Below are 16189 nucleotides of genomic sequence, written 5' to 3' on the forward strand. Positions count from 1 at the left end.
TTATCGTAAAAAATGCCAACCTTTAGGTTGGCATTTTTCTTTGTGTTCTATATATTCCACAGCAATTATTCTAAAAACACCAGTTTGTCTAAATTAGCAACAAAAATTGTTCGTTTATTCAGTAAATACTGAAAAGTTTGTATTAAAAGCTTGTAACAACTAGTGTTTGTAGATATACCTATAAATATTCGCACCGCTAATGCGGTAAACACATTTTCAATATTTGGTTAGAAATAGGCAACTATGGGCAAATCGCTAGTAATTGTAGAGTCACCTGCTAAGGCTAAAACAATTAATAAATACTTAGGTAATGACTTTATCGTAAAGTCCAGTATTGGACATGTACGAGACTTACCTACCTCAGGTTCGAGCAAAGCAAAAGTGCCGGCAACTAAAACGCCAGCAGAAGTGCGTAAAATGCCACCGGATGAGAAAGCAGCTTATAAACAGCAACGAGATTACACAAACCTGGTTGCACGTATGGGGATTGATCCTGAAAAAGGCTGGCAGCCTCATTACGAAATCCTACCGGGTAAAGAAAAGGTTGTTCAAGAATTACAAAAGCTGGCCGAAAAAGCAGACCAAATATACCTCGCAACGGATTTGGATAGAGAAGGGGAAGCAATTGCTTGGCACCTTCAAGAAATCATTGGTGGTGAACCAGAAAAATACAAACGCGTTGTTTTTAACGAAATTACTAAAAATGCCATTCAGCAAGCGTTTGAAACACCGGGTGAGCTAAATACTGACATGGTATTTGCTCAGCAAACTCGTCGCTTTTTAGACCGTGTTGTGGGCTTTATGGTATCGCCGCTTCTGTGGGCAAAAGTAGCGCGTGGTTTATCTGCAGGGCGAGTACAGTCAGTTGCAGTACGATTACTCGTAGAGCGTGAGCGTGAAATAAAAGCGTTTATTCCAGAAGAGTTCTGGGATATTCATGCAGATGTTAAAAATAGCGAGTCTGACTTACGTTTAGAAGTCACTAAACAAGCAGACAAGCCATTTAAACCTGTAAATGAAGCACAGATCAAAGAGGCGGTAAAAAGCCTTGAGAGTGCAGAATATAAAGTTGTTAATGTTGAAGAAAAACCGAGTAAAAGTCGCCCAAGTGCACCTTTAATCACATCAACAATGCAGCAAGCTGCCAGTACACGTTTAGGTTATGGTGTTAAAAAGACCATGATGCTAGCGCAGCGATTGTACGAAGGTGGTTATATTACTTATATGCGTACTGATTCAACAAACTTATCGAAAGATGCTGTTGAGATGTGTCGTGAATACGTTACAGAGCAGTTTGGCTCAAAATATCTGCCAAAAGAACCAATTAACTACAGCTCTAAAGGTAATGCACAGGAGGCACACGAAGCGATTCGTCCTTCTAGCGTTACTGTACTGTCTGGACACCTTGAAGGTGTAGATGCCGATGCTAAAAAGCTCTACGAATTAATATGGCGTCAATTTGTAGCGTGCCAAATGGTACCTGCAGAGTACGATTTAACAACCTTAACTGTTGCGGCTAACGATTTTCAGCTTAAGGCAAAAGGGCGTGTGCTTCGTTTTGATGGTTGGACCAAAGTGCAACCAGCTGTTCGTAAGAAGAACGAAGAAGATCAATCACTCCCAGCTGTTGCAGTGGGCGAAACACTCACACTTGTTGAACTTGATCCTAAACAGCACTTCACTAAGCCACCAGCGCGTTTTAGTGAGGCAAGTTTAGTAAAAGAGTTAGAAAAACGAGGAATAGGTCGTCCATCTACTTATGCTTCTATCATTTCTACAATTCAAGACCGTGGCTATGTGCGGGTAGAAAACCGTCGTTTCTTTGCTGAAAAAATGGGTGAAATTGTAACCGATCGTCTGGTTGAAAACTTTACCGATTTAATGAACTTTGATTTCACAGCAAAAATGGAAGGCCGTTTAGATGATATAGCAGAAGGTGAGCGTGTATGGACGCAAGTACTTGATAAGTTTTACGCTGATTTTTCAACACAATTAACCATTGCAAAAGACGAACCAGAACAAGGTGGCATGCGTCTTAATGAAATGGTTGAAACTGATATAGAGTGTCCTACCTGTAGCCGTAAAATGGGTATTCGAACTGCTTCAACCGGGGTGTTTTTAGGGTGTACTGGTTATAACTTACCACCTAAAGAACGTTGTACTACAACTATGAATTTAGTGTCGGGCGATGAAGCGGTTGCCGCTGATGTTGAAGACGAAGAAACAGAAAAATTAATGCAAATGAAGCGCTGTCCTGTTTGTGAAACAGCGATGGATTCGTATTTAATCGATGAAACCCGCAAGTTACATGTATGTGGTAACAATCCAGCGTGTAAAGGGCATATTGTTGAGCAAGGCACGTTTAAGATTAAAGGCTATGACGGTCCAATTATTGAGTGTGATAAATGCGGCTCAGACATGGAACTTAAATCTGGACGTTTTGGTAAATACTTTGGCTGTAATAACGAAGAGTGTAAAAATACACGTAAGTTACTAAAAAATGGTGAAGCCGCTCCGCCTAAAGAAGATCCAGTTCATATTCCTGAATTAGAATGTGAAAAATCAGAAGCCTATTTTGTATTACGAGATGGTGCTGCAGGTATATTTTTAGCTGCAAATACATTCCCTAAATCGCGTGAAACTCGAGCACCTAAGGTTGAAGAGTTAAAACGATTTAGAGATCGTATATCCCCTAAATTCTACTATTTAGCGGACGCACCAGGTCAAGACCCAGATGGTAATCTTGCTGTTGTGCGCTACAGTCGTAAAAACAAAGCGCAGTATGTTATGACTGAGATAGACGGCAAAGCAACTGGTTGGACTGCTCATTATGAAGCAGGTAAGTGGGTAGAAGAAGCCAAGAAAAAAGCTGCACCTAAAAAGAAAGCAGCTGCTAAAAAAGCCCCTGCTAAAGCAAAACCTAAAGCAAAAGCAAAAAAAGATGAAGAGTAACTAAAGCTCGTTTTTAACACCTTATAGTTACAAAAAACCGGAATGCACAGCATGTGTCTATTCCGGTTTTTTTATGCTTGGTAATTGTGCTCGCAACGGCTTTTTGGCTGTTCAATTAGCTAAGCATAGCTAGCCTTAAAAGCAGGCTTAAAGCATATCTTTGAGTCAGGGTTAGATTTTTACAGAAGTTACTTTTTGATAGCCTTCTGATTCAAGCTCATCATTTACGCAATTTAAAACATACGCGTAAAGGTCTTCATTCATTACATCGTCGTCTTTAGCCCAGTTAACGCACATCTCAGTGTACTCTTTTACCATTTGTGCTGATGCTACAGGTGTATCGTCTGCTGCTGAGTATGTTGCATATACTGCAAATAGTGACGCTGTAAGTGATGCAAGTAATGCTTTTTTCATTCGTTTATTCCTAAAAATGGTTTTATAGCGGTGATTGTTGCTATTAAACAAACATGTCCAAGCAGAACGCTTCTGTTGGTATGCTGAATTTAATCGAATTTTAAATAAAAGATAACGAAATATATTTATCGTAAAGATAAGTTTATTTATGAGCCGTATTTTATAATTATTTGTATAACCTTAATTAATACGTTAATGTCGCCTTTTTTAATTCGTAGATTAATAAATGACACCTAACACTCCCGTTACACCCAAAAAAAACATCCAATCAACCAATAAAATAGAGCATGCACTGGAGTCGTTTATTTTTAAAGGACGTTGGTTGTTAGCGCCTTTTTTTGTTGGCCTTTTGTTTGCAGTTATTTTGTTATTAATAAAGTTTTTTAAACAACTTTATTTAATGGGGATCGCTACTTTTACCGCATCAAGCCAAGATTTACTAGTAGGCATATTGACGCTGGTTGATACAGCGTTACTTGCAGGCTTATTGTTAATTATTATATTTAGTGGATACGAAAACTTTGTGTCTAAACTAGGTATAGATAATCATGAAGATAAGCCATCTTGGATGGGTAAAGTGGGGTTTTCAGGGCTGAAAATGAAGCTTATCAGCGCAATCGTTGCAATATCGGCTGTAGAACTATTAAAAGTGTTTATAAATTCAGAGGCGCATTCAAACGACGAGCTACTATGGAAAGTAATAATCCACGTTACCTTTGTGATGTCTGGAGTGTTGTTTGCATTTACCGATTACCTCAATAGTAAAACCCATAACCATTAAACTTACCTAAAAAAAGCCCATGTTATTACATGGGCTTTTTTGTAACTAATTAGCGGTTAGTATCAATTAGCACTTTGCGTAATAGCATGCAAAAGGCGCTAATAGTAATTCATCGTTCGTTACATGGCCTTTGTGGTGGCTAAGCTCACTAAACTCTGTTAATACTTCAGTTGGCAGCGATAGCGATGCTTCAGTGCCACTTAAATTAAAAACACACAACATTTTTTCATTTTCGAATGTTCTGTAAAAAGCAAGTACAGGCTCATGTGTGTTAATAAATTCAATATCGCCTTCAAGTAGCACGGTTTTTGTTTTTCGCCACGCCATAAATTCACGATAAGCATTTAAAATAGAATTATGATCATGTGTTTGCTGTTTTACTGATTGCTGCTTATGCTGCTCGTCTACAGGCAGCCATGGCTTAGTGTCACTAAAGCCTGCATGGTGTAAATCGGCATTATCCCATGGCATCGGCGTTCTACAGCCATCACGGCCTTTAAAGTTTGGCCAAAAGGTTATTCCATACGGGTCTTGCAAATCTTCAAAGGCTACGTTTGCTTCCCCTAGGCCTAATTCTTCACCCTGGTACATACATACGCTACCGCGCAAGGATGCGAGTAGGGCGGTGAGCATTTTACATTGCTGTGAATTAACTTCGCCATTTTGACTCCAACGGCTTGCTACACGTTCAACGTCGTGATTGCTAAACGCCCAACAAGGCCAGCCTTCTGTCATTCCTTTTTCAAGGGTTTGCACGGTTGTTCTTATATACTCACTTGAATAATCGTTAGTCAAAAGCTCAAAGCTATAACCCATATGCAGCTTATCACCGCCTTGTGTGTACTCTGCCATAGTGGCTAAAGAGTCCTCTGACGAAATTTCACCCAGTGATACAGTGCCTGGGTATTTATTAAGTAACGCACGAATATCTTGCATAAACTCAATATTTTCAGGTTGGGTATTATTGTAATAGTGGTATTGAAATGCGTAAGGGTTGTCTTCACTGAAACCACGGCCTTGGCGTTTTTCTTTTGGTTTTGCAGGATTATCACGAAGCTGCGCATCATGATAGCAAAAGTTAATGGCATCGAGTCTAAAACCATCAACGCCTTTTTTAAGCCAAAACTCAACGTTATCTAGCACTGCTTTTCTAACATCTGGGTTATGAAAATTTAAATCGGGTTGTTCAGTTAAAAAGTTATGAAGGTAGTATTGCCCTCTGCGTGGTTCCCATTGCCATGCACCGCCGCCAAAAATTGATAACCAGTTATTTGGTGCAGTGCCGTCTTCTTTAGAGTCAGCCCACACATACCAGTCGGCTTTGTCGTTACTTTGATTTTCACGGCTGTCTAAAAACCATTGATGTTGATCTGACGTGTGGCTTAACACCTGGTCGATAATAATTTTAATATCGCGGTCGTGTGCTTGTCCAATAAGCTCGTCGAAGTCGTTTAAATTGCCAAATAAAGGGTCAATATCACGGTAGTCACTAATATCGTAACCAAAATCTTTCATAGGAGATTTAAAAAATGGCGAAATCCAAATAGCATCAACACCTAAGCTCTTAATATAATCAATACGATTAATTATTCCTCTTAAATCACCAATACCGTCGTTGTTGCTATCTTGAAAGCTACGCGGGTAAACTTGATAAATAACCGCACCTTTATACCACTGCTTTTGGGCCATGCTTTTCTCCGTCATTCCAAACAGTTTTTTAAATTCTTATATGTGATTATGGTAAATCACGTTATTTGCAAAAAGCATACGTGAAGGCCGAGATACTGTAAAAAGACTGCATACGTATGCACAAAAATAAGCATGTTTGAGTGACTTCAAAAAGCGTCTATTTAGTTTTAAGGAAGCGTTGCCATTAAATTGAATCTGTTTACCAATTGCATGTAATTAAAAAGTAACACGGCATAGCACCTCGCAAGTGCATATTTTTACTGGATTGCACTATAATAGTGATTGCATGAAATGGTCTTACCAATTTCACATTAATATTTATTAGTTAAATTTAGCCAATGGTGTATAGATCTAATTTATTTCTTAATAATTACAAGCTGTTAAAGCAGGTTTAAATCATTAGGCTATTTTGCATAATTGTAATATTCGGATAAAATTTGTTGCACCAATTAATATCATTTAAAACAGTATGTTACTAAGTTTTGTGTGAAGTTTATGTTAATTTATGTTGGTTTTATAAGGCTTGAATACGTATGCATAAACTTGTTAATAAAATAAACCAAGCGTTAATATCCATCCTGACAACAAAATAAGCTCGCCTCGGTTTACTATCACTAAACAATTGAGCGAGTATCACAATATGGGTAACGGGAAAACATCATGTCTATGTTCAAACCAAGTATATTAACTCTGGCGTTAGCTGCTGCTGGCATCACTAGTTTTGCAGCAACTGCAGCGGAAGAAAAACAATTAAAAAATGATGACGTAGAAGTTATCGAAGTTAAAGGTTTTCGTGGCAGTATTGTAGAATCAATCAACACTAAACGTTTTTCACCAGAAGTCGTTGAGTCTATCTCTGCAGAAGATATAGGTAAGTTACCTGATTCGTCGATTGCTGAGTCTATCGCTCGTTTACCTGGCTTAACAGCACAGCGCCTAGACGGTCGTGCAAGCCGAGTGAGTGTTCGTGGCTTTAGCGAAAATGAAAGTGCCACTACATTTAATGGTCGTGAGCAAGTATCAATTGGTGATAACCGTGGCGTTGAGTTCGACCTTTACCCATCTGAAATAATGAGCGGCGTTACCGTTTATAAAACACCAAGTGCGAGTATCGAAGCTGAAGGCATCGCCGGTGTTATCGACATGCAAACCGTTAAACCTTTAAGTAAAGGTGAACGTGTAATCATGTTTAATGGTCAACTTGAGCAAACTGGTTTTGGTAAGCTTAATCCAGACGGTGATGATCAAGGTTACCGCGGTACGGTCTCATACATTGACCAATTTGCAGATGACACCATTGGTGTTGCGTTTGCTCTAAACACAATGAGTTCACCAAACCAAGAAAAGCGTTGGAACTCATGGGGTTACCCAGAGTTTACTACTGAAGATGGTCAATCATATTCTATATTAGGTGGTGCTAAACCATACGTACGTTCTTCAACGCTTGAGCGTGATTCAGCAATGCTTGTATTAGAAGCTGCACCAACTGATAAATTAAATATGACGTTTGATGCGCTTTATATCGACTTTTCAGATGAACAAATTTTGCGCGGTATCGAAATTCCATTTGCATGGGGTCAAGGTTCAATTAGCTCAGATTCAACAACAGTTGATGCTGAAACTGGATTTATCACAAGTGCTGTGACTGAAGGTCAGCGTGTTGTTGTTCGTAACGATCATCAAGAACGAAAAGCCGAATTAACGCAGTTTGGTTTTAATGCAAAATACGATATTAACGACAGTTGGAGCACAGAGTTTGATATTAGCCGCTCTGAGGTTGAACGTCAGCTATGGAGCATTGAAAGTTATTCAGGCACAGGTCGAGGTGATGCTAATGGTGTTGCTGACAACATTGGTTATATGCTTGATGGTGGTAATACAGGTGCACAATTTTCTCATGAGCTAGATTACAGTGACTATAACCTAATTCAATTAGGTGGCCCGTTATCGTGGGGTGGAAGTAAAGCCCTTAATGACAAATATGGTTTAACTGACACACCATTTCAAAATACAGCACAAGATGGTTTCATCAATGCGCCAGAAGTGAATGATGAACTAACCACGTTAAAACTTGCTGCAACTAAAATTCTAGACAACGAATACGTTAATGCTGTTAAATTTGGTATGTCTTATCGTGACCGTGAAAAATCAAAGTTATCTGAAGGTTATTTTTTAACACTTAAAGATTTTTCTCTATCTAACCCAGGTATGGTTTCGGTTCCAGAGCAGTACCGTTTAGGTTCAGCTAGCTTAGACTTCATTGGTATGGGCGATATGATTGCCTACGATACTCGTGCCCTAATAAACGATGGTTACTATGATTTACTTCAAGAGAGCCTTACAGACCAAAAACATAAAACACAGTCGTGGACAGTCCAAGAAAAAGTAACAGCCTTCTTTGTTCAAGCTGATATTAACGCAGAAATTGGATCAATTCCGGTAACAGGTAATGTGGGCGTTCGCTATGTTAAAACTGAACAGTCTTCACAAGGTTCAGCTGCTAACACAGTAGACGGTCTTGTAGTTGTTACACCAACAGACGTAAGTCACGACTACAGCCACGTTTTACCAAGCATTAACTTGTCGTTTGCAATCGACGAAGAACAAACGTTACGTTTTGGTGCGGCTAAAACTATTTCGCGCGCATTATTAAACGATATGAATGCGTCAATCAATGCATCATACGGGCAACAACCAGATGATAATGGTAACTTTTGGAGTATTTCAGGTGGTAACCCTAAACTAGAGCCAAAAGAAGCGACAGGCTTTGATATCAGCTACGAAAATTACTTTAATGCAGAAGGTTACTTCTCTGCAGCGGTTTTCTATAAAGATATCAACCAGTGGATATTTGATGGTACTTACGCAGTCGATATGTCTGGCGTAGCTAATCCTGCAACGGGTGAAATACCAGCAACTTCTTCAGGTACTGGTAATGGTAAAGTAAATGGCGGCGGCGGTGACCTATGGGGTTACGAGCTTTCTCTTGCGCTACCGTTTAACGTATTTCATTCTTCACTTGATGGCTTTGGTTTAATTGCAAGCCATACAGGCATTGAGCAAGACGTTGAAGATCAAAATGGGAATGAATATGAACTTGTTGGCTTATCTGACCAAATAGATAGCTTGACTGTTTACTACGAGCGTAATGGTTTCCAAGCACGTACCAGCATGCGTAAACGTAGTGACTTTAAAGGTAATGTAAATGGATTAGGTCTTGCTGCAACTCAAGTTGACATTAAAGGTGAAACAATTTGGGATGCACAATTGGGCTTTGATTTTGGCGAAGCAGGTGTTGATAGCTTAGATGGCTTAAATGTAACCTTCCAAGTACAAAATATTACTGAAGAACCGTTTACCACTTTAAGTGGCGATAACGCGCTGCAAGTACGTGACTACCAAGATTATGGTCGTACGTTCTTATTGGGCTTTAGTTACAAGCTATAATAAACGTTGTGTGTAGAAGCCCTTGTAATTTATTTTACAAGGGCTTTTTTATAGCTACTTTATCTAAATTTTATCAAACTTAACAAAGCTTTGGCTTGTAGAAGTGGGCAATACTATGAAACCAATAAAAAACGTTGTTATTGCGGGTGGTGGGACCGCTGGTTGGATAGCCGCAGCGCTACTTAATAAAGTGTTAGGTAAAGTAATTAACATCACCCTTATAGAATCCAGCAGTATTGGTACTATTGGCGTTGGTGAAGCGACCATTCCGCCTATTATTCAGCTCAACAATGCGTTAGGTATTAATGAACAAGACTTTATAAATGCTACTAATGCCTCTATAAAGCTTGGCATTGAGTTCGAAAACTGGAAAACACCATCACATAGTTACATGCATGCGTTTGGCTCGTTTGGTAAAGACTTTCCGTTTTGTGACTTTTATAACTTTTGGGTAAAAGGGCAAATTAGTGGTAGTGAGGATTCTTTATGGGATTTTTCACTTAATTACCAAGCAGCTAAAAAGCACAAGTTTGCACCACTAAGCGCTATTCCTAATACACAGCTACCTGGGATAAGTTACGCTTTTCATTTTGATGCGACCTTATATGCTGAGTACCTTAAAAAACTGGCATTATCACGCGGTGTAAAACACATCGATGCAAAAATAGAGCGTGTTACTCAGTGCCCAAATACAGGCCAAATTAACAGTCTAACGCTTGATAATAATAGCCAAATAGAGGGGGATTTATTTATAGATTGTACGGGGCAACGTGCACTTTTAATTGAGCAAACGCTTAATACAGGGTTTGTTGATTGGTCGCATTATTTACCATGCGATAGCGCCGTAGCAGTGCAATCAACAGGAAGTGACGAATTAAGGCCTTATACGCGTTCTATTGCACATAACGCAGGCTGGCAGTGGCAAATACCGTTGCAAAATAGAACAGGAAACGGGCTTGTTTACTGCAGTCGATATTTATCTGACGAGGGCGCGACTGCACTTTTACTTAATAACTTACCGGGTGAACCTACAACAGATCCTCGCTTAATAAAATTTAAAACTGGGCGACGCTTAAAGCAATGGCATAAAAATGTGGTAGCAGTGGGGCTTTCAAGTGGGTTCTTAGAGCCGCTTGAGTCTACCAGTATTCATTTAATTCAAAGTGCGGTTATACGTTTAATTAAGTTATTTCCTCATAATGGCATTAGTGATGCGCTTGTTACTGAATTTAATAAGCAAAGTGTTACTGAAATAGAACATATTCGCGACTTCATTATTTTGCATTACAAATTAACCGAACGAGAAGACTCGCCATTTTGGCGCCAATGTAAGCAAATGGATATACCTCAATCGCTAGCTCATAAAATAGATTTATTTAGGCAAACAGGCAAGGTAGTGCGCGAAAACGACGAGCTATTTGCAGAAGTGGCTTGGCAGCAGGTGTGTATTGGACAAGGTCTTATTCCCGAGGATTATAACAACATCGTTGACTCACTCAGTAGTGAACAACTAAACGATTTATTCTCAACACTAAAAACGCTTATTACCTCAACGGTAGATCAATTACCCACTCATAAAGATTTTTTAGCAAAAATTAAAAAGGCCTGATGATGCAACTTTTAAAAAAGCTTTTACTTGTAAGTGCCTGTACTTTACCAACCATTAGCTACGCACTTGACGTTGAGCCAGCTAATTGGTGGGTTGGCATGAACAAAAACACGATTACCATCATGGTTCATGAGCAAAACATTGCAAACGAGCAAATTAAATTAGCTAAATACAACGGCGTTAAGTTAAATAAAGTAACCCGTACCGATAATCCAAATTATGTATTTTTAAATATTACCATTACCGACGCCGCTAAAGCCGGAACGCTTAAGTTTAATAGCAGCGAAACGAGCAATAACTTTGAGTTTCCACTTCTTGAACGAGATAAAAACAGCGCTCAGCGTAAAGGGTTTACATCAGCTGATACGCTTTATTTAATTAACCCCGATCGATTTGCTAATGGTGATAAAGAAAACGATACCGTCCCTAGCATGTTAGAAGCAGCAAGCCCGAGTATAAAAGGTGGGCGCCACGGTGGTGATATTCAAGGCGTTATAAACGCGCTTCCCTATTTAAATGACTTAGGCGTAACACAGCTTTGGCTAACGCCTGTGCTTGAAAACAACATGCCTAATTATTCTTATCATGGATATGCAATTACAGACTTTTATAAGGTTGACCCACGAATGGGCTCAAACCAGTTATACAAAACGTTATCTGTAAAAGCAAAAGAGCAGGGTATAGGCCTTGTAATGGATATGGTTCTTAACCATTTTGGCTCTGAGCATACTTGGGTTAACGATAAGCCAACTAAAGATTGGATTAACTTTAATGGTGAGTTTAATAAAGGCAAGAATGCCACCAGCCATGCGCGCCAAACCATACAAGACCCACACGCCAGTGAATACGATAAGCGCCAGTTTAACGATGGCTGGTTTGTAGAAACCATGCCTGATTTAAATCAGCGCCAACCACTGTTAAGTGAATACTTAATTCAAAATGCGATTTGGTGGATAGAATACGCCGATTTAAGCGGCATACGCGTTGATACCTACTCATATTCAGATAAAGCATTTTTAAGTGATTGGACAAAAGCCATAATGCAAGAGTATCCAGACTTTAATATTGTTGGAGAAGAGTGGACGTCTAACCCTGCTATTGCTTCTTACTGGCAACGTGGCAAGCATAATCAAGATGGGTATACATCAAGCTTACCAAGCGTGATGGACTTTTCGTTGCAAGAGTCGGTAATTCAAGCGCTAAATGAAGATGAAAGCTGGAACACGGGTTGGATTAAAGTATATGAATCGTTAGCTAATGACTTTTTATACCCTGATACAAATAACATTATGGTGTTTGCCGATAACCATGATATGAGCCGTGTTTACACTGAGCTAGGTCAAGATGTAGCCAAAACAAAAATGGCGATGACCTTGTTTTTAACCACACGTGGCATACCGCAAATGTATTACGGTACGGAAGTACTATTAGATAACACCCCAAGTAAAGACCATGGCGATATTAGAATTGACTTTCCTGGAGGGTTTGATGGGCAAACACGTAACGCCTTTACCAAAGAGGGCTTAACAAAACAGCAAAAAGAGATGCATAACACCATCAGTACGCTGCTTAACTTTAGAAAAAACAGCTCAGCACTAGATAAAGGTAAACTTGTACACTTTACGCCTCAACAAGGGGTTTATAGTTATGCACGTATTGGCGATGAGCAAACTGTGTTGGTATTTATGAATAAAAACACAGAGGCACTACAAAAAAATATTGAGTATATGCAAGAGGTAATGCCTAGCAGCATAACAGCATTTAATTTATTTACTCAAAAAACACAAAAGCTTGGCAAAACTGTTCAATTACCAGCTATGAGCGCAACTGTATTAGTTATCAATAAGCCACAATAGTGACCTGAATACGTATGCAGCAACTGTATGGTTGCTGCAGTAATCTTTAGTATAAAGTTAATAACAATACTGACAAAAAAGACACACAATGAAAAAATCAGTTTATATACCCGCAGTGCTGTGTAGTGCACTTATTGCTACAGGGTGTTCAGAAAATAATAAACCTGAACAACAGCAAACACCTGCACATACGCAAAATGAGCTTACCAAGCCAGTTGTGTATCAAGTTTTTACCCGTTTGTTTGGTAATACCGAGACAGCTAATGTGCCATGGGGCACGAAAGAGCAAAACGGTGTAGGTAAATTTGCCGACTTTAACGACGCAGCCCTAAAAGGCATTAAAGAGCTAGGTACCACGCACGTTTGGTACACCGGTGTGTTACACCACGCGTTAGTGGGCGATTATACCGACTACAGCATTTCAAAAGATGACCCTGATGTAATAAAAGGTCGCGCAGGCTCACCGTACGCAATTAAAGATTACTACGATGTTAACCCCGATTTAGCTGTTAATGTAACAAACCGCATGGGAGAGTTTACCCAGCTTATTGAACGTACACATAGCCATGGCATGAAAGTCATTATTGATATAGTGCCTAACCATGTGGCACGTAATTATGAATCGCTAGGTAAGCCTAAAGGTGTTAAAGACTTTGGTGAGCAAGATGACACCAGCAAAGAGTACGATAAAAATAATAATTTTTACTATGTACCAGGAAAGTCTTTTCAAGTACCTACAGATGTAAATTACCAAGTCCTAGGTGGCAATGCTCATCCACTTGCGGACCGCTTTTTTGATGAAAACCCAGCAAAATGGACTGGTAATGGTGCACGAGCGCCAAAACCTGACATAAACGATTGGTACGAAACCGTAAAAGTGAATTACGGTGTTAAACCAGACGGCAGTTACGACTTTCCAACACTACCAAAAAACATAGAAACGAAAGATTACCGTGTTCATTATGCGTTTTGGCAGGATAAAGAACTCCCTAATAGCTGGTATAAATTTAGAGATATTGCATTGTTTTGGCTCGACAAAGGGGTTGATGGCTTTAGGTATGATATGGCTGAGATGGTACCTGTCGAATTTTGGAGTTTTTTGAATTCATCAATAAAAATGCAAAAGCCAGATGCCTTTTTACTGGCTGAAGTTTACAACCCAAAAATGTATCGCGCCTATATTCATCAAGGAAAAATGGATTTTCTTTACGACAAAGTGGGCTTTTACGATACGTTAAAGGCCATTATGCAAAGCAAGCAACCAGCAAACACTATTTTTGATGCGCATAAAACTGTTGCAGACATAGAGCAACACATGTTGCACTTTTTAGAAAATCACGACGAGCAACGTATCGCTAGCCCAGACTTTGCAGGAAATGCAGTTTGGGGTAAACCCGCCATGGTGGTTTCTAACTTAATTAGTCGTGCACCAAGCCTAATATACTTTGGCCAAGATGTTGGTGAGGATGGATCTGAAAATGCCGGCTTTGGATCGCCTACTCGCACAAGTATTTTTGATTACATAGGCGTACCCGCTCATCAAGCATGGATGAATAACGGTAAGTTTGATGGCGCAAAACTCACTAACGAACAAGCTGCTTTGCGTGAGTACTATAAAGCAATTATGGCTTTAAATAGCTTACCTGCTGTTGTAGGCGGCGATATGCAAAAGCTTAACCTTACAGGTAGCGATCGTATTGTTGGGTTTAGCCGAACGCTAGGGCAGCAAACAATTTTGGTACTAAGTAACTTCAGTGATCAAACACAGAGTATCTCAGTTGATTTATCTCAGGAGCAAGTAACAAAACTGGGAGAAAGCTCACTAATTGTTGATTTACTCGAGCAACACCAAGTGGAACTTAAAACACACTCACAAGGCGCCACATTTAACCTGACACTTGATGCATTTAGCAGCGCAGTATTAACAAATAAGGCTAATAATGAATAATCAAAATAATAATACCGATAAGCCAAATTTAAGTTTTTGGCAAATATGGAACATGTGCTTTGGCTTTTTAGGCATACAGTTTGGTTTTGCTCTGCAAAACGGCAATGTAAGCCGAATATTTCAAACATTAGGCGCACAAGTTGATGATATTCCTATTTTATGGGTTGCAGCTCCGCTTACAGGCTTAATTGTTCAGCCTATTATAGGTTACTGGAGCGATAAAACGTGGGGGCGCTTTGGCCGTCGTCGTCCGTTTTTCTTTGTGGGCGCTGTGTTAACAACACTTTCGTTGTTTATTATGCCGCACTCGCCAACACTTTGGATTGCTGCGGGTATGTTATGGATCATGGATGCCTCAATCAACGTGACAATGGAACCGTTTAGAGCGCTTGTTGGCGATAACCTGCCAGAAAAACAACGCGCGACAGGTTACGGTTTACAAAGCTTTTTTATTGGTATTGGAGCGGTGTTAGCCTCGGCGCTACCATGGATGATGACCAACTGGTTTGATGTCAGTAATACCGCAGCGGCTGGGCAAATTCCCGAGTCGGTTAAATATTCATTTTACTGGGGTGGAGTAGTTTTATTAGTTGCTGTTTTATGGACTGTGGCACGCACGAAGGAATATAGCCCAGAACAACTTGCTGAATTTGAACAGCAAACAGCAAAATCTACGACTGCAATTATTGCTGATATTAACTTTAATAAAGGTGCCATTATTTTTGTGGTGTTAGGTTTAGCAACTCTTGCATTAGTTATGGGTTTATCGCTTGAAAAAGAGCTTTACCTACTTGCTGGTGGATTATTGGCATTTGGTATTGTGCAGTGGATTGCAGCCGCGCTTAAAAGTGCGAATAAAACCCAAGGTGGTTTTTACCAAGTCGTACAAGATGTTTTTACAATGCCAGAGGCAATGAAGCAGCTTGCATGGGTACAGTTTTTTAGCTGGTTTACTTTATTTGCTATGTGGATTTATACCACCGCTGCAGTAACAAGCTTTCATTATGGTAGTAGCGATGCAACTTCTAAAGCATTTAACGATGGCGCAGACTGGGTGGGTATTTTATTTGCAGCCTACAATGGCTTTGCCGCAATTGCAGCTATGTGTATTCCGTTTTTAGTAAAAAAAATGGGTTTAAAAGGCGCACATTGTTTTAATTTATTGCTAGGCGCATTAGGCCTTGCAAGCTTTATGTTTATACAAGACCCTAAAGTGTTACTTATACCTATGATAGGCGTAGGGTTTGCGTGGGCGTCTATTTTATCGCTGCCTTATGCCATGTTAAGTAACGCCTTACCAAGTAATAAAATGGGCGTTTATATGGGCATTTTTAACTTCTTTATTGTAATACCGCAGTTACTCGCCGCTAGCATTTTAGGGCTTATTTTACGCCATGTATTTTCTAACCAGCCTATTTACGCCCTATTAATTGGTGCAGCCTCATTTGTGGTTGCCGCTGTAGCCGTAATGCGCGTTAAAAATTCTAATTAAG

9 protein-coding genes are annotated in these 16189 nt (G+C 39.6%); 7 read left to right on the forward strand and 2 right to left on the reverse strand.

The genetic code is table 11. The annotated features are described in order from the left end of the window. Positions 1-243 precede the first annotated feature (243 nt). Positions 244-2952, forward strand: coding sequence for a type I DNA topoisomerase (gene topA, locus PS1M3_RS07060; protein WP_039036869.1), 2709 nt, complete (start codon positions 244-246; stop codon positions 2950-2952). Between the two features lie 171 nt (positions 2953-3123). On the opposite strand, the gene PS1M3_RS07065 is transcribed toward topA, so the two are convergent. Further along, complete coding sequence (locus PS1M3_RS07065; protein WP_203986968.1) at positions 3124-3366, reverse strand: hypothetical protein; 243 nt, start codon at positions 3364-3366, stop codon at positions 3124-3126. A gap of 226 nt (positions 3367-3592) precedes the next feature. Here PS1M3_RS07065 and PS1M3_RS07070 point away from each other — a divergent pair, with 226 nt between their 5' ends. Beyond that, the gene (locus PS1M3_RS07070) at positions 3593-4147 is read left to right on the forward strand and encodes a TIGR00645 family protein (protein ID WP_010557473.1); all 555 of its coding nucleotides are present in this window, start codon (positions 3593-3595) and stop codon (positions 4145-4147) included. 66 nt (positions 4148-4213) lie between these two features. On the opposite strand, the gene PS1M3_RS07075 is transcribed toward PS1M3_RS07070, so the two are convergent. Further along, positions 4214-5836: an alpha-glucosidase family protein gene (locus tag PS1M3_RS07075; RefSeq protein ID WP_203986970.1), complete on the reverse strand. Its 1623-nt coding sequence runs from the start codon at positions 5834-5836 to the stop codon at positions 4214-4216. Positions 5837-6496: 660 nt separating this feature from the next. Here PS1M3_RS07075 and PS1M3_RS07080 point away from each other — a divergent pair. From PS1M3_RS07080 to PS1M3_RS07100, 5 genes are all read left to right on the forward strand, one after another. After that, a complete protein-coding gene (locus PS1M3_RS07080; RefSeq protein WP_006792153.1) occupies positions 6497-9283 on the forward strand; it encodes a TonB-dependent receptor in 2787 nt (928 codons plus the stop codon). Between the two features lie 115 nt (positions 9284-9398). After that, positions 9399-10892 (forward strand): tryptophan halogenase family protein, encoded by a 1494-nt coding sequence (locus PS1M3_RS07085; protein WP_138740748.1) that lies wholly within the window; start codon positions 9399-9401, stop codon positions 10890-10892. Further along, positions 10892-12748, forward strand: coding sequence for a glycoside hydrolase family 13 protein (locus PS1M3_RS07090; protein WP_203986973.1), 1857 nt, complete (start codon positions 10892-10894; stop codon positions 12746-12748). The genes PS1M3_RS07085 and PS1M3_RS07090 overlap by 1 nt, the downstream gene beginning before the upstream one ends. An 88-nt stretch (positions 12749-12836) precedes the next feature. Beyond that, a complete protein-coding gene (locus tag PS1M3_RS07095) occupies positions 12837-14696 on the forward strand; it encodes an alpha-amylase family glycosyl hydrolase (protein ID WP_203986975.1) in 1860 nt (619 codons plus the stop codon). Next, positions 14689-16188, forward strand: a complete 1500-nt coding sequence (locus PS1M3_RS07100; protein ID WP_203986976.1) for an MFS transporter — start codon at positions 14689-14691, stop codon at positions 16186-16188. The genes PS1M3_RS07095 and PS1M3_RS07100 overlap by 8 nt, the downstream gene beginning before the upstream one ends. Position 16189 lies beyond the last annotated feature (1 nt).

It is taken from the genome of Pseudoalteromonas sp. PS1M3 (assembly GCF_016865405.1).
In the GTDB taxonomy this organism is placed as follows: domain Bacteria; phylum Pseudomonadota; class Gammaproteobacteria; order Enterobacterales; family Alteromonadaceae; genus Pseudoalteromonas; species Pseudoalteromonas marina.

What these genes read in the sequence shown, in the direction of transcription:
- topA (WP_039036869.1), top strand. Translation starts at nt 244, where the DNA reads ATGGGCAAATCGCTAGTAATTGTAGAGTCACCTGCTAAGGCTAAAACA.
- PS1M3_RS07065 (WP_203986968.1), bottom strand. Translation starts at nt 3,366, where the DNA reads ATGAAAAAAGCATTACTTGCATCACTTACAGCGTCACTATTTGCAGTA.
- PS1M3_RS07070 (WP_010557473.1), top strand. Translation starts at nt 3,593, where the DNA reads ATGACACCTAACACTCCCGTTACACCCAAAAAAAACATCCAATCAACC.
- PS1M3_RS07075 (WP_203986970.1), bottom strand. Translation starts at nt 5,836, where the DNA reads ATGGCCCAAAAGCAGTGGTATAAAGGTGCGGTTATTTATCAAGTTTAC.
- PS1M3_RS07080 (WP_006792153.1), top strand. Translation starts at nt 6,497, where the DNA reads ATGTCTATGTTCAAACCAAGTATATTAACTCTGGCGTTAGCTGCTGCT.
- PS1M3_RS07085 (WP_138740748.1), top strand. Translation starts at nt 9,399, where the DNA reads ATGAAACCAATAAAAAACGTTGTTATTGCGGGTGGTGGGACCGCTGGT.
- PS1M3_RS07090 (WP_203986973.1), top strand. Translation starts at nt 10,892, where the DNA reads ATGATGCAACTTTTAAAAAAGCTTTTACTTGTAAGTGCCTGTACTTTA.
- PS1M3_RS07095 (WP_203986975.1), top strand. Translation starts at nt 12,837, where the DNA reads ATGAAAAAATCAGTTTATATACCCGCAGTGCTGTGTAGTGCACTTATT.
- PS1M3_RS07100 (WP_203986976.1), top strand. Translation starts at nt 14,689, where the DNA reads ATGAATAATCAAAATAATAATACCGATAAGCCAAATTTAAGTTTTTGG.